This is a genomic window from Snodgrassella sp. B3088, from assembly GCF_026535815.1.
GTDB lineage: Bacteria > Pseudomonadota > Gammaproteobacteria > Burkholderiales > Neisseriaceae > Snodgrassella > Snodgrassella alvi_E.
The window spans coordinates 251,173-273,607 of the sequence record NZ_JAFNPG010000007.1; the positions used below are offsets into that span (position 1 = coordinate 251,173).

General features: G+C 43.9%; 22 protein-coding genes, 1 tRNA gene and 1 riboswitch. Of the genes, 16 read left to right on the forward strand and 7 right to left on the reverse strand.

Annotated features, from left to right (window positions below; translation table 11 throughout):
- Positions 1-263: 263 nt before the first annotated feature.
- A complete protein-coding gene (aroG, locus tag J3U75_RS05845; RefSeq protein WP_267390992.1) occupies positions 264-1,319 on the reverse strand; it encodes a 3-deoxy-7-phosphoheptulonate synthase AroG in 1,056 nt (351 codons plus the stop codon).
- A 269-nt stretch (positions 1,320-1,588) separates the two neighbouring features.
- Positions 1,589-1,633, forward strand: a riboswitch (PreQ1 riboswitch).
- Positions 1,634-1,639: 6 nt separating this feature from the next.
- Between aroG and queF the strand changes: the two genes are divergently transcribed.
- The 5 genes from queF to purB all read left to right on the forward strand — a co-directional run bounded on the left by queF (position 1,640) and on the right by purB (position 6,411).
- Complete coding sequence (queF, locus tag J3U75_RS05850; RefSeq protein WP_267390993.1) at positions 1,640-2,110, forward strand: preQ(1) synthase; 471 nt, start codon at positions 1,640-1,642, stop codon at positions 2,108-2,110.
- A gap of 93 nt (positions 2,111-2,203) precedes the next feature.
- Entirely contained in the window at positions 2,204-2,863 is a 660-nt protein-coding gene (locus J3U75_RS05855; RefSeq protein WP_100141015.1) for a 7-cyano-7-deazaguanine/7-aminomethyl-7-deazaguanine transporter, read from the forward strand.
- A 129-nt stretch (positions 2,864-2,992) separates the two neighbouring features.
- A protein-coding gene (gene prfB, locus J3U75_RS05860) for a peptide chain release factor 2 (RefSeq protein ID WP_267390995.1) occupies positions 2,993-4,097 on the forward strand; the annotation gives its coding sequence in 2 pieces (ribosomal slippage) (positions 2,993-3,073 and positions 3,075-4,097; 1,104 coding nt in all).
- A 61-nt stretch (positions 4,098-4,158) separates the two neighbouring features.
- On the forward strand, positions 4,159-4,971 hold the full coding sequence (locus tag J3U75_RS05865; RefSeq protein ID WP_267390996.1) for a glycosyltransferase family 2 protein: 813 nt from the start codon (positions 4,159-4,161) through the stop codon (positions 4,969-4,971).
- Positions 4,972-5,040: 69 nt separating this feature from the next.
- Positions 5,041-6,411, forward strand: a complete 1,371-nt coding sequence (gene purB, locus J3U75_RS05870) for an adenylosuccinate lyase (protein WP_267390998.1) — start codon at positions 5,041-5,043, stop codon at positions 6,409-6,411.
- A gap of 149 nt (positions 6,412-6,560) precedes the next feature.
- Here purB and J3U75_RS05875 read toward each other — a convergent pair whose 3' ends face one another.
- The 5 genes from J3U75_RS05875 to J3U75_RS05900 all read right to left on the reverse strand — a co-directional run bounded on the left by J3U75_RS05875 (position 6,561) and on the right by J3U75_RS05900 (position 11,551).
- Positions 6,561-6,950 (reverse strand): VOC family protein, encoded by a 390-nt coding sequence (locus J3U75_RS05875; RefSeq protein ID WP_267391000.1) that lies wholly within the window; start codon positions 6,948-6,950, stop codon positions 6,561-6,563.
- A 341-nt stretch (positions 6,951-7,291) separates the two neighbouring features.
- On the reverse strand, positions 7,292-8,581 hold the full coding sequence (hisD, locus tag J3U75_RS05880) for a histidinol dehydrogenase (RefSeq protein WP_267391002.1): 1,290 nt from the start codon (positions 8,579-8,581) through the stop codon (positions 7,292-7,294).
- A gap of 48 nt (positions 8,582-8,629) precedes the next feature.
- Positions 8,630-10,117: an NYN domain-containing protein gene (locus J3U75_RS11400; RefSeq protein ID WP_180297423.1), complete on the reverse strand. Its 1,488-nt coding sequence runs from the start codon at positions 10,115-10,117 to the stop codon at positions 8,630-8,632.
- Between the two features lie 30 nt (positions 10,118-10,147).
- Positions 10,148-10,801, reverse strand: a complete 654-nt coding sequence (gene hisG, locus J3U75_RS05895) for an ATP phosphoribosyltransferase (protein WP_100141009.1) — start codon at positions 10,799-10,801, stop codon at positions 10,148-10,150.
- A gap of 99 nt (positions 10,802-10,900) precedes the next feature.
- The gene (locus tag J3U75_RS05900) at positions 10,901-11,551 is read right to left on the reverse strand and encodes an SCO family protein (protein ID WP_267391005.1); all 651 of its coding nucleotides are present in this window, start codon (positions 11,549-11,551) and stop codon (positions 10,901-10,903) included.
- A gap of 205 nt (positions 11,552-11,756) precedes the next feature.
- On the opposite strand from J3U75_RS05900, the gene J3U75_RS05905 reads away from it, so the two are divergent.
- From J3U75_RS05905 to nfsB, 3 genes are all read left to right on the forward strand, one after another.
- A tRNA-Leu gene (locus tag J3U75_RS05905) sits at positions 11,757-11,841 on the forward strand.
- 273 nt (positions 11,842-12,114) lie between these two features.
- The gene (locus J3U75_RS05910) at positions 12,115-13,053 is read left to right on the forward strand and encodes a nuclease-related domain-containing protein (protein WP_267391007.1); all 939 of its coding nucleotides are present in this window, start codon (positions 12,115-12,117) and stop codon (positions 13,051-13,053) included.
- Between the two features lie 270 nt (positions 13,054-13,323).
- Positions 13,324-13,968, forward strand: a complete 645-nt coding sequence (gene nfsB / locus J3U75_RS05915; RefSeq protein WP_100151464.1) for an oxygen-insensitive NAD(P)H nitroreductase — start codon at positions 13,324-13,326, stop codon at positions 13,966-13,968.
- Between the two features lie 189 nt (positions 13,969-14,157).
- Here nfsB and J3U75_RS05920 read toward each other — a convergent pair whose 3' ends face one another.
- The gene (locus J3U75_RS05920) at positions 14,158-14,760 is read right to left on the reverse strand and encodes a 5-formyltetrahydrofolate cyclo-ligase (RefSeq protein ID WP_267391010.1); all 603 of its coding nucleotides are present in this window, start codon (positions 14,758-14,760) and stop codon (positions 14,158-14,160) included.
- Positions 14,761-14,960: 200 nt separating this feature from the next.
- Here J3U75_RS05920 and rpsB point away from each other — a divergent pair, with 200 nt between their 5' ends.
- From rpsB to rseP, 8 genes are all read left to right on the forward strand, one after another.
- Positions 14,961-15,710, forward strand: coding sequence for a 30S ribosomal protein S2 (gene rpsB / locus J3U75_RS05925; RefSeq protein ID WP_100141004.1), 750 nt, complete (start codon positions 14,961-14,963; stop codon positions 15,708-15,710).
- Between the two features lie 114 nt (positions 15,711-15,824).
- Positions 15,825-16,697: a translation elongation factor Ts gene (tsf, locus tag J3U75_RS05930; protein ID WP_100141003.1), complete on the forward strand. Its 873-nt coding sequence runs from the start codon at positions 15,825-15,827 to the stop codon at positions 16,695-16,697.
- A gap of 171 nt (positions 16,698-16,868) precedes the next feature.
- On the forward strand, positions 16,869-17,588 hold the full coding sequence (pyrH, locus tag J3U75_RS05935; RefSeq protein ID WP_100141002.1) for a UMP kinase: 720 nt from the start codon (positions 16,869-16,871) through the stop codon (positions 17,586-17,588).
- Between the two features lie 130 nt (positions 17,589-17,718).
- Positions 17,719-18,276, forward strand: a complete 558-nt coding sequence (gene frr / locus J3U75_RS05940; protein ID WP_267391012.1) for a ribosome recycling factor — start codon at positions 17,719-17,721, stop codon at positions 18,274-18,276.
- Positions 18,277-18,304: 28 nt separating this feature from the next.
- Positions 18,305-19,054 carry an isoprenyl transferase gene (locus J3U75_RS05945; protein WP_267391013.1) on the forward strand — a complete coding sequence of 250 codons (750 nt, stop codon included), beginning with the start codon at positions 18,305-18,307 and terminating at the stop codon, positions 19,052-19,054.
- A gap of 3 nt (positions 19,055-19,057) precedes the next feature.
- Positions 19,058-19,867 (forward strand): phosphatidate cytidylyltransferase, encoded by an 810-nt coding sequence (locus J3U75_RS05950; protein ID WP_267391014.1) that lies wholly within the window; start codon positions 19,058-19,060, stop codon positions 19,865-19,867.
- Between the two features lie 7 nt (positions 19,868-19,874).
- Positions 19,875-21,077, forward strand: a complete 1,203-nt coding sequence (ispC, locus tag J3U75_RS05955) for a 1-deoxy-D-xylulose-5-phosphate reductoisomerase (RefSeq protein ID WP_267391016.1) — start codon at positions 19,875-19,877, stop codon at positions 21,075-21,077.
- Between the two features lie 14 nt (positions 21,078-21,091).
- Positions 21,092-22,432, forward strand: coding sequence for an RIP metalloprotease RseP (gene rseP / locus J3U75_RS05960; RefSeq protein ID WP_267391017.1), 1,341 nt, complete (start codon positions 21,092-21,094; stop codon positions 22,430-22,432).
- Positions 22,433-22,435: the final 3 nt, after the last annotated feature.

Here is a 22,435-nt window from a genome sequence, read left to right on the forward strand (position 1 = left end):
ATTTTCTACAATTTCTATCATAAAAAGCCTGCATAATGTTTTGCCAAATTTAATTATGTCCTTTCACTACAATACTAACCATTATTGAATATTCAGCAATAATCGCTACCATTCCTTTATTCATAAATTTGTTGCCCAGTATCTAACAAAACAGATTTTTTATTTGCTTATACATCGCATATCAGCAGGCATAAAAAAGCGGCACTGATTCACCCTTAAAGTGATTCAGCAACCGCTCATGTATATTTTCAATGTGTTAAAGGCTATTGATTCTGACGAACCTGCGCTGCCTGTGCCAGTAGTTGCAGCATCGTTTCTGTTTCTTCCCAGCCAATGCAGGCGTCTGTAATACTCTGACCATAATTTTCTGGATTATCCTGCCTGCCTGCCATCAGGTTGCTTTCCACCATAACGCCCATTATATGCTGCTCACCGGCCTGAATCTGTGCGGCGATATCCTGAGCCACTTCCATCTGCCGACGATAATCTTTGCGGCTGTTAGCATGACTGCAATCAATCATCAAATATGGTGTAACCTGATGTTTGTTTAGCTCGTCTACTGCGGCCTCAACATGCTCATGGCTGTAATTAGGTTCTTTACCACCGCGCAGAATAATGTGGCAATCTGGATTACCGCTAGTACGCACAATAGCCGAATGGCCGGCTTTGGTTACCGAAAGGAAATGATGTGGATGGCTAGATGCGCCAATGGCATCAATGGCAATTTTCAAATTACCGTCGGTACCGTTTTTAAAACCTACCGGACAGCTTAAACCAGAAGCCAGCTCGCGGTGTACCTGACTTTCCGTCGTACGGGCACCGATGGCACCCCATGAAATCAGATCGGCAAAATATTGTGGAGTAATCATGTCCAGAAATTCAGTTGCAGCAGGCATACCCATATTGTTTAATTCCAGAAGCAGTTTGCGAGCCAGACGCAGACCATAGTTAATATCGTAGGAACCATCTATTCGCGGGTCGTTAATCAAGCCTTTCCAGCCTACAGTGGTACGTGGTTTTTCAAAGTATACGCGCATCACAATCAGCAATTGATTTGCATATTTTTCGCGTAATACATTCAGCCGCCGGCCATATTCCAGTGCAGCGACTGGATCATGGATGGAGCAGGGGCCGATAATGACCAGTAAACGTTTATCATGTCCATGCACCAATGCAGCAATTTCCTCACGAGTATCGTGGACTACTTCAGCAGCTTTATCGGTAATCGGCAATTCATATAAATGGGCAATCGGTGGCAACAATTCTTTAATTTCTTTAATCCGGACATCATCTATTGGTCTGGTTACTGCCTGATTCATAATTTTTCCTGTCGAATGCTATTATTTTAAATTTTAATGATTTACCTATCAGGCTATAATGAATAAGTTTAAAAAGCAAGATTCAAACTTTTGTATCGCTACAATATTGCTTAAATATCAAATTATCTAGCATATAATTATATTTCAAATCTAATATATATCGGTTATTGGCAGAATATTTTAATAAAAACCATTATATTGTTCTGGCACCTTGATTAAAAATTTGCAAGTGCTGTTTTAAGCACGTATGGGTTTCGGGTACAATCGCCTCCCCTGTGGTTCGTAAACCTCCCACATTAAAAAACTAGGAAATCAACTATATGCGTGCACAAAATAATCTGGGCACAGTTAGTCTGCTGGGTAATCAGCACACGCAGTATTGCAGCGATTACGCACCGGAGCTACTGGAAGCCTTTGATAATCAACATCCCGATAACGATTATTTCGTTAAATTCATCTGTCCTGAATTCACCAGTCTGTGCCCGAAAACCGGTCAGCCAGACTTTGCCACCATTTACATCAATTACCTACCCCGCTTGCGCATGGTAGAAAGTAAATCATTGAAACTGTATCTCTTCAGTTTTCGCAATCATGGTGATTTTCATGAAGATTGTGTCAACATCATCATGAAAGATTTGATTGCATTAATGCAGCCTAAATATATAGAAGTATATGGAGAATTTACGCCGCGGGGCGGCATTGCCATCCATCCGTATGCCAATTACGGCGAACCCAATACACGCTACAGTGACATGGCTGCTCAGCGTCTGCTGCAGTTTCAAGTGAAATAAACCTGTCACTGCTGAAAGATACTTTCTGTATGGCTAGCTCGGGTTTTCTGATGATTACCTGTTGCGCAGCCGCATAAATAAACAGGATTACCTATGTATGAATTTTCCGATGCGCAGCGTTTTAAGGCGTTGCGCTGGCTGACTTTCTGGCACATGCTGGTTATCGTGGCCAGTAATTATCTGGTGCAGTTTCCCTTTACTCTGTGGGGGCTACACAATACTTGGGGCGCATTTACTTTTCCGTTTATTTTTCTAACTACTGACTTAACCGTACGCATATTCGGCTCAGGTCTGGCGCGAAAAATTATTTTCTGGGTGATGTTGCCTTCATTGTTGTTTTCCTATGCCATCTCCGTATTGTTTCAAAACGGACACTGGATGGGCTGGGTGGCATTAAGCCATTTTGATTTATTTGTAGCGCGTATTGCTCTTGCTAGTTTTACCGCTTACGTAGTCGGACAGCTGATGGATATTCTGGTGTTTAACCGGCTACGCCAATGCAAGCGCTGGTGGCCGGCTCCAAGTGCCTCCGCTGTGCTGGGTAGTGCCGTCGATACATTACTGTTTTTCGCAGTAGCATTCTATCATTCACCAGATGCCTTTATGGCGGCCAACTGGTTACAGATATCCTTTACAGATTATGCATTTAAAATCACTGTGGCCGCACTGTTTTTCCTGCCCACGTACGGCGTGATACTGCGTTATTTACTCTATCGGTTGACCGCCTTAGCGCCGCGTACCGTAAACGGTTAAAACGCATCAAAAACGTTGTTACAGCGTAATATCTTAACTTCAACAGGCCGCTTGATAAGTGGCCTGATTGCCGTGAAGGCATCTGTTATAATACGCGCCTATTTTCAAATACCTGGCTGAGAGAACATCATGGAAGCGGAGCAGATTAATCAGTTAAACAATATTCTGGATGATATGGCATCCCGTAGTCACGATTTACGGAGGTATCTTTGACTACGCTGGCAAAAAAGATCGTCTGGAAGAAGTAATCGGTCTGTCGGAAGATCCTGAACTCTGGAACGACCCGAAAAAAGCACAAGAAGTTGGCAAAGAGCGTAAAGTACTGGAAGGCATTGTGCTGACGCTGGATCATCTGCACAGCGGGATCGAAGACAACCGCATACTGTTGCAAATGGCTGTTGAGGAAAACGACAGCGACGGTTTCGCAGCAGTGCAGGCTGATATTACCGCATTGCAAGAAGAGCTGGCGCAGCTAGAATTTAAGCGCATGTTCAATCAGCCAGCCGATGTGAATAATTGCTTCATAGATATCGTGGCTGGCGCAGGTGGCACCGAGGCCGAAGATTGGGCCGGTATGTTATTGCGCATGTACGTACGCTATGGCGAACGCAAAGGTTTCAAAGTAGAAATCCTTGAAGAAGACGAGGGCGAAATTGCAGGGGTTAACCGCGCTACCATCAAGCTAGATGGTGAATACGCCTACGGATTGCTGCGTACCGAAACCGGTATTCACCGACTGGTGCGTTACTCACCGTTTGATTCTAATAACAAAAGACATACATCGTTTGCTTCCGTATTCGTTTATCCGGAAGTGGATGACAGCTTTGAAATTGAAATTAATCCCGCAGATTTGCGTGTCGATACCTATCGCGCTTCCGGTGCCGGCGGCCAACACATCAACAAAACCGATTCGGCTGTTCGCATCACGCATGAACCAACTGGTATTGTCGTACAGTGTCAGAACGACCGTTCCCAGCACCGTAATCGCGAAGAGGCGATGAATATGCTCAAAGCCAAGTTGTTTGAGCTGGAAATGCGTCGCCGCAATGAGGAAAAACAGAATCTCGAAGCCAGCAAGGATGATGTAGGCTGGGGACATCAGATTCGTTCCTATGTATTCGATTCATCGCGTATCAAGGATTTACGCACTGGTTATGAAGTAGGCAATATCAAGGCCGTAATGGATGGCGACCTTGATGGCTTTATCGAAGCCAGTTTGAAACAAGGTGTATAAAAAATATGTCATAAGGCTGCCAGCTATCAGTTAGGCGGCCTTAATTGTTAAGGTAGCCTGTATGAAATCTATTGATGTCATTATTCCCTGCTATAACGCCGAAAATACATTGGCACGTGCAATAGACAGTGTATTGGTACAGCCGGAACTGGGCTGTCTGTGGCTGGTGGATGATGCGTCTGCAGATGGAACAGCCAGTTTGATTCGGCAGTGGCAGCAGCGCCATCCACAACTTATACGAAGTGAGTTTCTGCCCACAAACCGTGGTCCGGCTGTGGCGCGTAACTGGGCGGCCTTGATGTCTAGTCGTAACCACATAGCATTTCTGGATGCAGATGATGCCTACCAGCCGCATGCATTACAGGCGGCCAGCGCCGTGTTCAGTTTCCGGCCGCAAACCGGTTTATTGCGTTTACCGGTCAAGGGACATAATATCCCTGAACGATACCGAAAGCATGAAAAATTTGCTGTGGCATGGCGTACGTTTGAAATGATTACTGCCACCAATACAGTTTTCAACCGTGCCTATTTCCTCGCCTGTGGCGGTTTCCCAGTTGATGCTCTGTTTCGGCAACTTGGTGGCGAAGATGGGGCGCTGGGGCTGGCCACAATAGAAAGCTGCATGGTGGCCACACTGTTTGATGAAGCTGGAATGCCTGATATCGGTGTCGATTTTTATGGCCACGATGGGATGTATGTACGCAAACTGCTTGATGCTATGCTTTATGGACAAAAGCGGGAGGAATGCGATGATACAGCGATGCAACAGGCCGATGCGGTAACACAAAGTATTGTGCAGCGGTTACACGATTTGCATGAGATACTTGCTTACCCACACCCTGGTAAACAACCCCTGAAATTGTTTACCAATTAAGCATGGCACTCAAAATGCCAGTGAATTAACTGAATTTAGTCTTATCATTACTCTGGAAGTAGAAGAAACATGATCAATCCATTAACTGCCTTGTCACCGCTGGATGGGCGATATGCCTCGGCTGTCTCTGAATTACGGCCAATTTTTTCTGAATACGGTCTGATACATGCTCGCATAAAAGTTGAGCTGGAATGGCTCAAAGCACTGGCTGCCGAAGCCGCAATTAGTGAAGTTCCACCCTTTACAGCCGCTACTATTGCTGAAATCGACGGCGTAATTGCGGATTTTTCAGCTGAAGATGCGCAGGCAGTCAAAGCCATCGAGGCCACAACCAACCATGATGTAAAAGCCATCGAATACTGGCTGAAACAGCGTTTTGCTAATGTCCCCGAAGTGCTGGCCGTGAGTGAATTCATTCATTTTTCCTGTACCAGTGAAGACATCAATAATTTATCGCATGCACTAATGCTGAAACAGGCTCGTGACGAAGTATTGCTGCCGAAACTTTGCGAGCTGATTGAGGAATTGCGTCAGCTGGCACATACTCATGCTGCCTTACCGATGATGTGCCGAACACATGGACAGCCTGCTACACCTAGTACGCTAGGAAAAGAAATTGCCAATGTGGTGGCGCGTCTTCAGCGCCAGATTCAATCTGTTCAGCAACAACAGTTTCTGGGCAAAATTAATGGAGCGGTCGGTAATTACAATGCGCATCTGATCGCTTATCCAGATATAGATTGGGAAGGCCATTGCCGCCGTTTTGTTGAATATAATCTGGGACTGACATTTAATCCATATACCATCCAAATAGAACCGCATGATTATATGGCCGAATTTTTCCAGAACATTAGTCGTATCAATACCATTCTGATTGATTTTAACCGCGATATTTGGGGTTATATCTCGATTGGCTACTTTAAGCAGAAAGTGAAAGCCGGAGAAGTTGGTTCCTCCACCATGCCACATAAAGTCAATCCGATTGATTTTGAAAATTCAGAAGGTAATCTGGGTATGGCTAATGCCATACTGGGTTTCCTGGCCGAAAAGCTTCCAGTATCGCGCTGGCAGCGTGATCTAACCGACAGTACTGTATTGAGAAATATGGGCGTTGGCTTTGGCTACACCATTCTCGGGTTAACCTCGCATTTACGTGGATTGCATAAACTGGAAATCAATGCAGCTGCATTTGCTGCTGATTTAGAGGCAACATGGGAATTACTGGCTGAACCAATTCAAACGGTTATGCGTCGCTATGGCGTAGCCAATCCCTACGAGCAGCTCAAAGAGCTTACCCGTGGCAAACACGGCATCACGCCACAGAGTTTACAGGCATTTATCAGCCAGCTTGCTATTCCGGACAACGCCAAAGCACAATTGCTGGCGCTGACTCCGTCATTATATGTTGGTAAAGCGCAAGAACTGGCAGAGCGCATTTAAAACAATACAAGTAGAAGGTGGGCATAGCCCGCCTTTTTTTATTTATGGCCGTAAAATATTTTTTATCCACAGCTATACCTTTTCCGCACAAATCTCATAGCTCAACGGTTGTTCAGCTTATTGCGGATAAATTAAAAACTAGCTCAGAATTAAGAATTTTGTGGATAATTAGCCAGTTCAATCAAATTATTATCCGGATCACGAATATAAATTGAAGTCATTTTTCCACAGGCACCATGTCGGCTACTGGGTTGCTTCTCCAGCGGGATATGATGCTCCTGCAAAATAGCTATCACTTCATCCAGCGATTGTTCCACAATAAAACACAAATCTGCTGAGCCTGGCGTAGGATAAAGTGCTTTCGGATTAAACTCATGTCCTTGCTGGTGTAAATTAATTTTCATTTCGCCAAAATGCAGAGCAGTACGATTGTCGGCAAACCTACTTTCGCGCATGCCCAGTATCTTTGTATAAAAAGCAGTTGAAGCCTGAATATCTTTAACTGTCAAAACCAGATGATCCAGCGTTTTAATCTGCATTACCGGCTCCTTAAATAGCATTCCACAGAATTTCTGCCGAAAAATAACTTTTAATTATTGATTATATTATAAAAAATAAAAATTTTTCAAACAGCAGATAAAGCAAAAATTATTGTATAAGGTCAAAATACCTTATTTGTAAGCAAATATTTTTATCAATTAGAATGCTATTTTTTTAATGATTATAGGCAGTGCTGCAAGCATTAAAAAATTCAAATGACTTTATCCAGAAACAAAAAAATAAACAATAATATTTTTATGCTTAAAGAATAAATGATTTGCCAGAAATTAATAAAAAAGCCAATGCCATTTGTAGCATTGGCTTAAATAAGTCAGGTGTTTTATTCCATACGTAATTCTGCTGCACGAGCATGAGCCGTCAGTCCCTCACCATGCGCTAGAATACTGGCAATCTGTCCCAATTGCTTCGCTCCCTGCGCAGATACCTGAATTAGGCTGCTACGTTTCTGAAAATCGTAGACACCCAGAGGAGAAGCAAAACGAGCAGTACGGCTGGTCGGTAAAACATGATTGGGCCCAGCACAATAATCGCCAAGACTTTCACTGGTATACTGACCCATAAATATAGCACCGGCATGACGTATTTTCGGTGCCCATTCCTGCGGATTGGCTACTGAAAGCTCCAGATGTTCCGGAGCCAAATAATTGGCAATTTCACAGGCTTCTTCCAGATTCTGCACTTGAATAATGGCTCCGCGATTAGCCAGCGATGCTTCAATAATGGCTTTACGTGGCATCTCTTTCATGAGCGTCTGCATTTGTGCTTCTACTTCAGATGCATAGTTTGCATCCGTAGTAATCAGAATTGCCTGAGCTATTTCATCATGTTCTGATTGACTAAACAAATCCATCGCCACCCATTTAGCCGGCGTGGTACCATCGGCAATAACCAAAATCTCGCTCGGGCCTGCAACCATATCGATACCAACCACACCAAACACCCGCCGTTTGGCAGCAGCCACATAAGCATTGCCTGGGCCGGTAATTTTATCGACTTGCACAATACTTTCCGTACCATATGCCAGCGCTGCCACAGCTTGTGCCCCGCCGATGGTAAAAACCTGTGTGACTCCGGCTACATAAGCAGCACCCAGTACAATATCATTGCGTTCCCCGTTTGGCATGGGCACGACCATAATAATTTCTTTTACCCCTGCCACATGTGCCGGCATCGCATTCATCATCACCGAGCTTGGATAAGCTGCCTTGCCGCCAGGAACATAAATACCCACTCGATCCAGCGCACTAATCTGCTGTCCCAGTAAAGTACCGTTTTCATCTTCATATTGCCATGATTGTTGTTTCTGGTGCTGGTGATAGCTCTCAATCCGTTTTGCTGCCGTTTGCAAAGCAGACTGAACATCTGCAGGCAGCCGTGCAAATGCCGCAGCCAAATCGGCCTGACTTAAAGTCAGGTCAGCCATAGATTGTGCCTGTGTGTGGTCAAAGCGGTTGGTATATTCAACTACAGCTGCATCACCACGTTTCTGTACATCTGCACATATAGCAGCCACTGCTGCATCCACTTGAGGATCCTGTGCGGTTTCAAATGCCTGAAGAGCAGTCAACTGAGCCTTAAAGTCAGTATCCTGCGAAGAAATATATTTCATACCTTTGTATAACGGGCAGCCTATGCTGCCCGATCCTGATAGATTTAATTAAATATTATTACCGAAATTATCATCATCCACATCGATAACCGGAGACTTTGTTTTAGCAGCTAGCTCATGTGCTGGAATGGTATTGCCATCTACTTCAACATCATACGGTTTGACTACCCGTACTCTCAGACCACGGCCGGCTTTGCGGCTGTCGATCCATTCATTGCTGATGGCTGAAATAGCATTATTGGCATTATCAAAGCCATAGTCTTTAGCGTTGAACCCACCATCACTGGTTACCAGCTCTCGTGCTACCGAGCTTACTGTTGCCCAGCCTTCAATATCACAGGTTCGTTCAATCGCTTTCTGTACCATCGGTACCAGACGGTTCCAATAATGCTGGCTGGAAGTTTCGCCAGAAGACCGATTGGATTTAGCAGTACGGCTGTTGAAACTAGTTTTAGCTGGCCGGCCGCGGCCACGACTGTTTTCTGATGCCGTCACCGCCGTTTCAAATACAGCTTTGCGAGGACGGCCACGTCCGCGCTTGGTCTGATCATCACGGCTTTTATCAAAGCTGGTGAATTCAGGCGCCTGGGTTTCAATTTGTACCAATACCGGTTGAGTATTCTTCGTTTTTTCTTCCGGCTCAATCTTGACACTCACTTTTTCCGCCGGTGATGCTTTGCTGACAGCCGGAATCGTAATCACCAAAGGTGCGTCATTGTTCTGCTGAAAAGCAGCTGGTTCAGCAACTGGAGCAAAAGATTTATTTTCTGTTTTCGGCAGCAGATTATTACTGCGTTTTTTCAAACGCAGCCATAAATGATTTCCATGCATCTGCGTTTCAAAAATATCGATAGCATTAATTAGATAGGACAATTTAGTATAGCCGTAATTACGAGCATCAAAATCAGAATTAACCTTATTGATATATTGTCCCACTACCCCCAGCGACGTCCAGCCATCATCATCAGCGTGTTCCTTCACTGCATTGCGAAACAGATTCATCAATGCTGTGTCCTGCTTCAGTTCAGTCGGAGATTTACGCTTGTTGCGGAATATAGGTGTCTGGGATTTGTCTTCACCAAGTTCTACTGTTGTATGGCTCAGCAGATTTTCAGTATAAATGAATTTATCACAGGCTTTACGAAAAGATTCAGGCGTTTTCTTTTGCCCGAAACCATAAACAGTCAAGCCATTTTCACGAATACGTGATGCTAAACGGGTAAAATCACTGTCGCTGGACACAATACAAAAACCATCAAAAGTATTGCTGTAAAGTAAATCCATCGCATCAATAACCATGGCCATGTCGGTAGCATTTTTTCCCTTTGTGTAGGCAAACTGCTGCACCGGTGTAATAGCATGCGGAAGCAATGCATCTTTCCATTTGGATAGGCCACTGCTCCAGTCACCATAGATACGTTTGACACTGGCAATACCATATTTAGCGATTTCTTCCAGTAGAGATTCAACCGTACTGGCTGAAGTGTTGTCTGCATCTATAAGTACTGCCAGTTTGGCCGAATTTTCCGTTGTCATTTAAATAATTCCTGTTCAATATAAATAAAACTAAATTTTTTGATTTTTTGCCTGTGCAAAAACATCAATAATTGGTTGTATACATGAATATTTCAATTTTAAAGCTGCCTTATTCACCACCAGCCGGCTGGATATATCTACCACATGCTCTACAGCCTGTAGATTATTTGCCTGTAATGTATTTCCGGTAGAAACCAGATCAACAATTGCATCAGCTAAGCCCACCAGCGGTGCCAATTCCATCGATCCATACAGCTTAATCAAATCAGTATGCACACCTTTACCGGCAAAATGTTCTGCCGCTATATTCGGATATTTAGTAGCTACCCGCAAACGGCAGCCGGGCTGCGAAGCTGCCGCATAATCAAAACCTTTTCGTACGGCTACCATCATCCGGCAGCGGGCAATATTCAAATCCAGAGGCTGATATAGCCCATCTCCATCATGTTCAATTAAAACATCTTTTCCCGCAATTCCAAAATCAGCTGCACCATATTGCACATAAGTAGGCACATCTGTCGCCCGCACAATAATCAAGCGGATATTGTTATGATTCGTATTAATAATCAGTTTGCGGGATGACTCCGGGTCTTCAATAGCCTTAATCCCCGCTGCTGCCAGCAAAGGCAGCGTTTCTTCATAAATACGACCTTTAGATAACGCAATGGTTAATTGTGCAGTCATTTTTTTATCAGTATCTAGACACTGCAAAAATCTTTAGCTATAAATTTATTATTGCGTAAAAATTAATTTGCATATTATAAAAATATTAATTACATAATTTTAATCTAACAATTGTTTCATGTCATGAGCCAATTGTGTTGCTGTCTGGCTGTGTGGTTCATACACCACGGTATGTCCCTGTTTGTCCAGCAAATATGTCCCAGTACTATGATCCAGCTGATAGTCTTTTGCACTACTGCCTGCTACTTTATGTACCGCAATTTTATATTGGGTAATCACACTATTAAGCGCCTGCAAACGCGGTTTGTCTACCGTTAAACCGATAAAATTCGGATTAAATGCTGGTGCATACTCAGCCATAACTTGCGGTGTATCGCGCAGAGGGTCAAGTGTAATAAATAGCACCTGTACTTGCTTACCCTTTTCTCCTAGCTGATTTATCGCATCCGCATAAGCTAGCAGATTAGTGGGGCATACATCTGGGCAATGCGTGTAGCCGAATACCAGTGCAACCACTTTACCGCGAAAATCACGCAAATGTACTGATTTACCTTTGCCATCCAGCAAAGAAAAATCATCTCCGCCCAGACCGGCATCGCGCACATCGCTTCCTTCAAAAGAATATTGCTGATGCTGCGGCATATCTGCACTGGCAGCCGGCTTGGCTGTAGAAGCCGGTACTTGCGGCTGACATGCTGATAGCATGATTGCCGGAACAATTAACGCCGCAGATAAATGGATTTTAAACATAAATTGATTTGTATTACAAAATTGTACTTTATAATGTTCAGCTAAAAAATACAATACAGATTTTTAATTTTAAATTAATAAGTAAAATATAAAAAAATCCAAATATAAAATCAATATTTTATTCATAAATAATTAAAAAAATTCCCTACCAAGAAAAAAACCTTTACAACTATAGAAAATCCGTTATAATGCCGATTCTTCGCTAGCCCAGATGGCGAAATTGGTAGACGCAGGGGACTCAAAATCCCCCGCCGCAAGGTGTGACGGTTCGAGTCCGTCTCTGGGCACCAGATTTAAAAAACCGCTGAAATCAGCGGTTTTTTTACGTCTGTCGCCTGTAGAGACAACACAATAAAAGCAGCACAAACTATTTGCCGCCCAAATCATTACCGTGTATAAACTTCAACAAAAACGTTTACACAAAAGTGATTAAAATAAATATTGGCAGATATGAGCAATAAACTGAGTAGAAAGAAAAATATCTTAAAAGAATCAAACATTAATCAGCAGGGCAGATATAGCTAAAATATATGCCAATCTAAATTATTAAAATTGACTACAAAATGATTATTAAGCAAATTGATAGTAAACAAGAGGATTTAGAAATATTGCAACAGCTCTTGCAGCGGCCTGATTTATCACCGCAAACGCAGCGGAAAATTGAGCAACGCATCCGTTTATTGTGTGCTGGCATCAAAGGTGAAGAAGAATCAGCCTATCTAATGCAATTTCATTTTGAAAATCACCCAGATTGGGTGATTATCAACGATTTAAGGCTGCAATTTCAAAACAAAGTAGCTCAGATAGACCATTTACTGATTAATCGCCATTTGCAGATATTTGTTTGTGAAAGCAAAAGAATAGCAGGTGAATTGATAATCAATGAATTTGGTGAATTTTCGCGCCGATATAATGGGCAAGGACAAGGCATGCCTTCACCACTGGAACAAAACAAACGCCATATCAGTATCCTGAAACAATTGTTACAGAAAAAGCTGATTCAATGCCCCAGTCTTTGCGGATTGTATTTTAAACCTTTGATATATAGTCTAATTTTAATATCAAACGATAGCTCTATCCGGCGCCCGAAAAAAACAATAGCCGGAATGGATAATATTATAAAGAATGAGCAGTTGCAAGAAAAAGTAAAGCAGTTGAGTAAACCTTTAGGCATATTTAGCATTATTCGCACTGTTTCCCGTAGCCGGCTAGAAGAATTTGCTCATCAGTTGGTCAAACTACATCATCCACAAAAGCATGACTGGTTGGCATGTTTTGGATTAAATAAAATAAATAACCATTCAGCCAATATTGCTACGTCTCCACAGCTGCAAACAGAAACCCTAACCCCAATGAAAAAGCCTGTCAGCTATTTTTGCGTAGCTTGTCGTAAAAATATTAGCCCAGATGCTGCCAATTATTGCTGGAATCATAAAAACATATTTGGCGGCAAAGCCTATTGTTATCAATGCCAGCAAATAATTAGACAAAAGCATCAATAATATCCTGTCCACTGCAATTTCCGTATACAGTCATAAAACAGTAGCATTTTGTTTAAAAAGATTTAGTAACTGCAAAAAAAATATTCAACAATACTTTTTCTAAATTATCAGATAACACCAACTACATACAGAAATTAAACTGTGGTTAGGAAATGGTAATGATTTACAGCATGGCTGTCATAGCAGCACACTACCAAGGATAATAAACTGTATAAAATTAAATATCTGAATTATTATACAAATATAGTAGTTAAGTAACAGGAGCCAACCATGAATATTGCTGATATTTCTAAACAGCGTTATACCACGAAACATTATGACAAAACCCGCACAATACCACCTGAACAATTAGCTCAGTTATTTGAAGTAATTAGAAACAGTCCCTCATCGGTTAATTCACAACCTTGGCATTTTTTTGTAGTAGATAACGATACTGCGCGGGAAAAAATCATGCCAGCCATCCTAGAACTGAATCATCCGCGTGTCGCTGATGCATCCCATACATTAATATTTTGTGCCAAAAAACCGTTGGACGAAAAGCATTTACAGCAGGTGTTGGCACAGGAAGAAAAAGATGGCCGTTTCGGTGAAGGAGAAGTAAAAGAAATGATGGACAAAGGTCGCCATTTCTTTGTAAATAAAAACAGTTCTACTCCGCAAAGCCAGCTTGAATGGGAAAGTAAACAACTTTATATCGTGCTAGGGCAACTATTATTTGCGGCCACGGCTGTCGGCATCGATTCTACAGCTATCGAAGGATTTGATGACCAGAAAATGGATGAAATACTTGGTCTACCGCAGCAAGGTCTGAAAAGCGTTTTGGTGGTATGTCTAGGCTATCGTGCAGCCCATGACAGTAATGCCAGCCGTCCAAAATCACGCTTACCGGAACAAGAGATTTTTACGCATTTATAATAATCAGATCTGACTGTCTTCAGACAGCTTCAAGGGCAGTTACATGTAGCCTATATTGCGTAACTGCCCAATTATTTTTTCATAGCTGGATTGCCGACGACTACTTAAAAGTGAATTTATGTAATCGATAAATAGCCAGTGAGAATAATAAGCACAAATAAATATCTTCATTCTGACCAGAAAATCATATTAAAAATTTCGAATTCCCTGTTCACAGATAAAAAACGGTATTCTGATATCGTGTTTTTCCGATTCTATTTTATCAATCAACTGGCATTTAAAACCCACGCCGGTCAATCTCAAATGCCATGGTGGTAAAGCTGCAAGCGTAGCATCATAATAACCTCCACCCTGACCAAGCCGGTTACCCTGCTGGTCAATGCCAAGTAAAGGGACAATAACTGTGTTTAAGCTGCGGGCGCGTAGGCGTGGTCCGCCAAACTGTGGAATTGTCTTCCGTCTGCGCTTAAGCCCATGCAAAATCAAATAGCGAGCTGTGGCAGGCTGTCGTGGTAGGTGCGGACAACGTGTAAACCATAATTGGCGCTGCTTGGGTGCAATACTGGGTAAATAGACTTCAGCTCCGCGGTGCTGTGCCGTGGCAATAAAAGACCATAATGATAATTCGCTACCAATGGCCCAGTACGCTGCAATCCGTTTGCCACGTCTTATCAAAGGATAAAGCAGGCGGTTAATTTGCGATGTGGTCTCTTTGCGGAGCTCCGGCTTTATTTGTTGCCGCTGCTGTCGCAAATAGCGGCGTAGTAATGTTTTATCGTAATGCTGGTGCATAAATTAAATAGACGGCTAAATAAATTGATTAACAGAGGTAGTATCGTGCACTTGCCGAAACAGCTTTTTTTCTGTATCATCCGAACGTTTTACCTCGGTAAAAATAAATAACGCTCGCACCGTACGCGAAAGGGTGCTCTTTAATTTACAGAGTTCTATGCGTGGCGGTGTCAGGCTTTAACCCTTTAAGGATAGATATTATGTCACAAATTACTATGCGCCAGATGCTGGAAGCAGGCGTACATTTTGGTCACCAAACCCGCTACTGGAACCCGAAAATGGCTGAATACATTTTCGGTGCGCGTAACAAAATTCATATCATCAATCTGGAAAAAACCCTGCCGCTGTTTATTGAAGCACAGGATGTTGTGCGCCGTCTGGCTGCCAACAAAGGTACCGTATTATTTGTTGGTACTAAACGTCAGGCTCGTGATATTGTTAAGGAAGAAGCAACCCGCGCTGGTGCACCTTACGTAGATCATCGTTGGTTGGGTGGTATGCTCACCAACTACAAAACCGTTAAACAGTCTATCAAACGTCTGGAAGAAAAAACCGCTGCGCTGGAAAATGCTACCGAAGCTGGCTATGGCAAAAAAGAAGTGCTGGAAATGCAGCGTGAAGTAGCCAAACTGGAACGTTCTTTGGGCGGTATCAAAGACATGAAAGGTCTTCCTGATGCTATTTTCGTTATCGATACCGGCTATCAAAAAGGTACACTGGTAGAAGCCGCTAAATTGGGTATTCCAGTTATCGCTGTAGTCGACACCAACAATAGCCCTGACGACGTTAAATATGTAATTCCCGGTAATGATGACTCAGCTAAAGCCATCCGTCTGTATTGTCGCGGTATTGCTGATGCTATTCTGGAAGGCAAAGCCCAATCATTGCAGGAAGTGGTTCAGGCTGCTCAGGCTGCTGAGGAAAAACAGGCTGCAGCAACTGCCGAATAATTAGCTCTTTCGTATTTTTCGTAAAAGAAGGGGACATTAGTGCCCCTTTTTTTAAAGTATTTTTTCAGTCTGATATCCATCGGGCTGAGTATAATCAAGTTTAAGGAGTAAAACATGGCTGCAATTACTGCAAAAATGGTTGGTGATTTGCGTGCTGCTACTGGTCTGGGCATGATGGAATGCAAAAAAGCACTGGTGGAAGCCGAAGGTAACATGGAAAAAGCCGAAGAAATTTTGCGCATTAAATCCGGTGCCAAAGCTGGTAAATTGGCTGGACGTACAGCTGCAGAAGGCGTGATTGCCGAATATGTAGATGGTAAAGTAGGTGCCGTAGCCGAAATCAACTGTGAAACTGACTTTGTTGCCAAAGATACCAGCTTCATGGCGTTTGCTCAGGCTGTGGCCAAAGCCGTTGCCGTACATAATCCAGCTAGTCTGGAAGCCTTGGCTGAAGCTAAAACCGACGACGGTGTAACCATTGAAGAAGCCCGCAAAGCTGTGATTGCCAAACTGGGTGAAAACATCACCGTGCGCCGCTTTGAACGCATTGAAACCGACAATAGTCTGGTTACCTATATGCACGGTACCAAAATCGGCGTATTGGTTGAGCACAAAGGTGGCGATACTCAGGCTATTCGTCAGGTGGCTATGCACATTGCAGCTTCCAAACCACAGTGTGTCTCTGCTGCTGAAGTAAATCCGGAAATTGTGGCTAAAGAACGCCACATTTATGAAGAGCAAGCTGCTGCTTCCGGCAAGCCGGCAAACATCATTGAAAAAATGGTGGAAGGCCGTGTACAGAAGTTTCTGGCAGAAGTAACTCTTCTAGGTCAGCAGTTTGTCATCAACCCTGACCAAACCGTGGAAAAATTTCTTAAAGAACAGAATGCCGAAATCAGCCGTTTTGTAGCTTTCCACGTAGGTGAAGGTATTGAGAAAAAAGAAGTAGATTACGCTGCTGAAGTAGCCGCTGCTTCTAAAGTATAAGGCAGTAAATGCCAAGGGCACTCTGGATTCAGATTTCTGAATCAGGGTGCTTTTTTTTGAGTTATCTCTTTCACCGCATTGAGATAGCTGAAATAAAAGTTCCCAATATATTTTGAAAATTATAGTAATAGCTGTTAAAAATCTAATGGCAATCAGATAGAAAGAATGATCATGACCAAACCAGCAAAATACAAGCGTGTATTATTAAAGCTATCCGGTGAATCCCTGATGGGGCCAGATGCTTTCGGTATCAACCGCGATACCATCATGCAAATCACCGCACAGGTTAAAGAAGTGGTCGAAATGGGGGTAGAAGTGGCTATCGTCATAGGTGGTGGTAATATCTTTCGTGGTATGGCTCAGTCTGCCAAAGGCATGGAGCGCGCCACCGCCGATTACATGGGCATGATGGCCACAGTAATGAACGCCCTTGCCTTAAAAGAAGCCTTCGAAACCCAGCAGATAAAGGCGCGTGTCCAGTCTGCCCTGAGTATGCAGCAGGTTGCCGAGACTTATGCGCGTCCCAAAGCCATCCAATATTTAGAAGAAGGTAAAGTAGTCATTTTTGCTGCCGGCACCGGCAATCCATTTTTTACCACCGATACTGCAGCCAGCCTACGTGGTGTGGAAATGAATTGTGATATTATGTTAAAAGCAACCAATGTAGACGGTGTATATACGGCCGACCCCAAAACCAATCCAGAGGCTAGACGTTATCAGCAAATCACCTTTGATGAAGCAATCAGCCAGAATTTAAAAGTAATGGATGCCACAGCCTTTGCCTTATGTCGTGAGCAGAAATTGAATATTGTGGTGTTCGGTATCTTCAAACCGGGTGCATTAAAAAAAGTCATCATGGGTGAAGATGAAGGTACACTGGTGCATGTTTAAAAATCGCCAGAAAGATTAACTTAACTTGAGTTGACGCGTATAACTGCGTTAGTATGCGCGTTTGCCATTTTCTGGTTGCCGAAATTTCAACAAATTGAAATAAATGCAATCAGTTCAGACAGGAATGTTCATGATTAACGAAATTCAACACACCGCTGAAACAAAAATGCAGAAATCCTTGGATGTATTGCGCGATAATCTGGCAAAAGTTCGTACCGGCCGTGCACATACCGGTCTGCTGGATCAGGTAGAAGTAGAATACTACGGCAGCATGGTTTCTGTAAGTCAGGTAGCCAGCATAACTCTGCTGGATGCCCGTACTATCGGTGTTAAACCCTTTGAAAGTAAAATGGCCACCGTTATCGAAAAAGCCATCCGCAATTCCAATCTCGGACTGAATCCAGCTGCCATGGGTGATTTGATACGCGTGCCGATGCCAATGCTTACTGAAGAGCGCCGAAAGGATCTAATAAAAGTAGTACGTGGCGAAGTAGAAGATGGTCGCGTTGTGGTACGTAATGTTCGTCGTGATGCCAATAATGACCTCAAACGTCTACTCAAAGACAAAGAAATCAGCGAAGATGAAGCCCGCCGCGGTGAAGAAGGCATTCAGAAGCTGACTGATAAATACATAGCTGAAATTGATAAAATGCTGGCAACCAAAGAAGCCGACCTGATGGCCATCTAAGTTTGTAAATCCCCGTAAAGGATGTATCTTGACTACCAGTAGTACCCAAACCGTGCCAGAACACACAGACATACCTCGTCACATTGCCGTTATCATGGATGGAAACGGGCGCTGGGCCAAAAAACGGTTGATGCCCCGTATCATGGGGCATAAAAAAGGTCTGGAAATGCTGGAAGACATGACAGCAAACTGTGCCCGTATGGGTGTCGAGTATCTGACTGTTTTTGCTTTTTCAACCGAAAACTGGCGGCGGCCGGTAGATGAAGTTAACTTCCTGATGAATCTGTTTCTGCAATCCTTACAGAAACGTGTACAGAAATTGCATAAAAACAACCTGCGCCTGCGAGTTATCGGTGATCGTAGCCGGTTTGCTGCAGAAATTGTACAAGGTATTGAAGATGCTGAAGCATTAACTGCAGCCAATACCGGCCTTACTCTGACCATTGCTGCAGATTACGGTGGTCGCTGGGATATTCTGCATGCAGCCAATCAGGCCATTCAGGCAGGAGCTACCGAGCTAACTGAAAGCAGCATTTTGCCCTATCTTTCACTTGGCGATACACCAGAACCAGACCTGTTCATCCGCACCGGTGGTGAAACACGTATCAGTAATTTTCTTTTATGGCAACTAGCCTACACCGAATTATATTTTACACCGGTGCTGTGGCCAGATTTTGACGAAGACCATCTGGCTACTGCCATCCGCTCCTATCAGGTGCGGGAGCGGCGCTTTGGTAGGACTTCGGAGCAGCTGCCTCTTACTCAACAGCGTCCCTGACATATGCTCAAACAACGTATTCTCACTGCACTAATCCTGTTGCCCTTAATGATAGGTATGTTGTTTGGGGCCAATAACAGCTTATGGGCTGCTTTCAGTGGCCTCATTGCATTGCTGGCTTTATGGGAATATGCCCGTATTGTCCATTTCACCCATGTACAAAACCTACTTTATTTACTGCTGAGTGCAGCAGGTGGTTTCTGCCTGTATCTTTATCATCAACAGACTTACACACCTGTATGGTTACAGATAGTTGTATTGCTGTTTTGGCTGATACTCGTACCCTTCTGGTTAAAATTTAAATGGAAAGTTAAAGCAAACTTGCTTGGTGTATTGACAGGTTGGATATTAATGTTGCCTTTCTGGCAAGCTTTAATTTCTCTGCGTCCAGATGCCAGATCAGCCACTGCACTACTGTCGATCATGGCTTTGGTATGGATTGCTGATATTGCCGCCTTTTTTGTTGGCCGGACGTTCGGTAAACGTAAACTAGCACCGACCATCAGCCCGAATAAAAGTTGGGAAGGGGCAATAGGTGCCGTATTCTGTGTTGCAATATATACAGTTATATTGCAGCAGCGTGGATGGTTACCTGTTAACTTGCCGGCGTGGCAAACCATGATTCTGGCGGCTATTTTGACCGCTGTCAGTATCTGTGGCGATTTGCTTGAAAGCTGGCTCAAACGTGCAGGTGGCGTAAAAGACAGTAGCAAGCTTCTGCCTGGACATGGCGGTGTATTCGATCGGGTAGATTCCCTGATAGCCGTACTCAGCGTTTATGCCGCTTTAGTGGTTTGTTTTAATATAAAGTGATTTACTGATGAATGGTTGTAAACCGATATCAATTACCATTCTGGGTGCTACCGGCAGCATAGGCCTGAACACGCTAGATGTTATAGGCCGCCATCCCGAACGCTTTGTTGTCTTTGCTTTGACAGCGCACCAGCAAATTGATCGTTTGGCCGAATTGTGTTTTCGTTTCCAACCGATGTACGCAGTGGTAGCCACCGCCCAGCAGGCCTGCGTATTGCAGGCACAATTACAGACAGCGGCACTGAAAACCGAAGTATTGTATGGTGAGCAGGCGCTGTGTGAAGTGGCACAGGCCAGTGAAACAGATGCTGTAATGGCTGCTATTGTTGGCGCGGCCGGACTTAAACCGACTCTTGCTGCAGCAAAAGCCGGTAAAATCATATATCTGGCCAATAAAGAGACTTTAGTAGTGGCTGGTGCCTTATTCATGCAAACTGTACAGCAGTACGGTGCGCGTCTATTACCGGTTGATAGCGAACATAATGCCATCTTTCAGTCTTTGCCTGCTGATTATCAGGGTAATCCTCAAATGGCTGGCGTGGAATCGCTGATTTTAACGGCTTCAGGTGGCCCCTTTCTGCATACACCGTTAGATGAATTTGCCACAATTACCCCAGAAGCTGCTATAAACCATCCTAACTGGAAAATGGGACGTAAAATTTCAGTGGATTCTGCCAGCATGATGAATAAAGGGCTTGAATTGATAGAAGCTCGCTGGCTATTCAATGTAACAGCTAAACAGCTGGAAGTAGTTATCCATCCACAAAGTGTGATACACAGTATGGTACGCTATATTGATGGTTCTGTACTGGCACAAATGGGTAAGCCGGACATGCGCATACCGATTGCGCATTGTCTGGGGTTGCCAGATAGAATTGTTTCAGGTGTCAAACAACTGGATTTTACGCGTTTAAGTGGCTTAAACTTTTTTGCACCGGATTTTGTACGCTTTCCCTGCCTGAAATTGGCATATGATGTACTGAACAGCAGCAATGACGCCAGCTCTTGTGTCCTGAATGCAGCTAATGAAATTGCCGTGGCTGCTTTTCTGGATAAGCAGATTCGGTTTACTGAATTGGCACAGGTCGTTGAAAGCTGCCTGCAGCAATTCAGCGGCTCTACAGCAGCATCCATCGAAGAATTTCTGTTTCTGGATGAGCAGGTGCGTAGTGCTGCTAAAACATGGGTGGCCGGTAGGGCTGCCAGCTGAATACAGGATAAACCATGTTACTAACCATAGTTGCTTTTATCGTAGCCATTTTACTTCTGGTCAGTTTGCATGAATTAGGCCATCTGCTGGTAGCGCGCTGGTGCGGTGTCAAAGTGCTGCGATTTAGCATCGGTTTTGGTAAACCCTTCTATTCTATCAAATGTGCCAATATTGAATGGTGTCTGGCTCCCATTCCGCTAGGCGGTTATGTCAAAATGGTAGACACACGGGAAGGGGAGGTCAGTGAGGCTGATTTACCTTTTGCCTTTGACCGGCAGCATCCTCTGAAACGAATCGCTATCGTCATTGCCGGTCCATTAACTAACTTGATTCTAGCGATAATTTTGTATGCGGCCAGTTTCAGCATCGGCGGTATTACTCAGATGCGGCCATGGGTTGGGATGGTAGAGCCAGCAAGTGTAGCAGCAGATGCCGGTTTTCGGTCTGGTGACCGTATCTTAAGTGTGAATGGACAGCCAGTTACCGATTGGTCAGATGCTCAAGCCAAAATCATGCTTAATCTGGATGCTGGCAAAGTTTTGGTAGATGTCATCAGCGCCGCAGGACAACCTGGAAAGCGTCTACTCAACATTGCTGGTACCGAAGCAGCGGCTAATGTAGCTAAAACAGGATATCTTGGTATCGTGCCGTTTAAAGTAATCAACCAGATAGGCATGGTCGTACCTGACAGCGTAGCTGCCAAAGCAGGTCTGCAAGCTGGGGACATATTGTTAACCATAAATGGCCGCAAAATTAGTAACTGGCAGGAATGGGTGGATAATATCCGCGCCAGTGCCGGAGCGCGACTAGATATTAGTTATCAACGCAATGGACAAATTCAACATACCAGTCTGCGCCCTGAGTCTGTACTCGAAAACGGCACCATCATCGGCCAGGTTGGTGTTGGAGCCATGCGTGATAAAGCATGGGATCGCCAGATACGCCAACATTATCAGCCCAGTTTTTTTCAATCAGTGCAGCTGGCTATGCAGCGCACATGGGATTACATTACACTCACTCTTTCCATGTTTGCCAAATTACTCATTGGTCAGGCATCCTTACATTATTTATCCGGTCCCCTGACCATAGCTGATGTGGCTGGAAAAACTGCAGCCATGGGCTGGCAGAGCTATACTGAATTTCTGGCTTTGGTCAGTGTCAGTCTGGGTGTGCTGAATTTATTACCCGTTCCCGTGTTAGACGGCGGGCATTTATTGTATTATGCGATCGAATGGATTCGCGGCAAGCCCCTCAGTTTACGCATTCAGGAAATGGGGCTGCGTTTTGGTATTGCTGCCATGTTAATGTTGATGCTGGTGGCTTTCTTCAATGATATTACCCGCTTGTTTGGATGAATG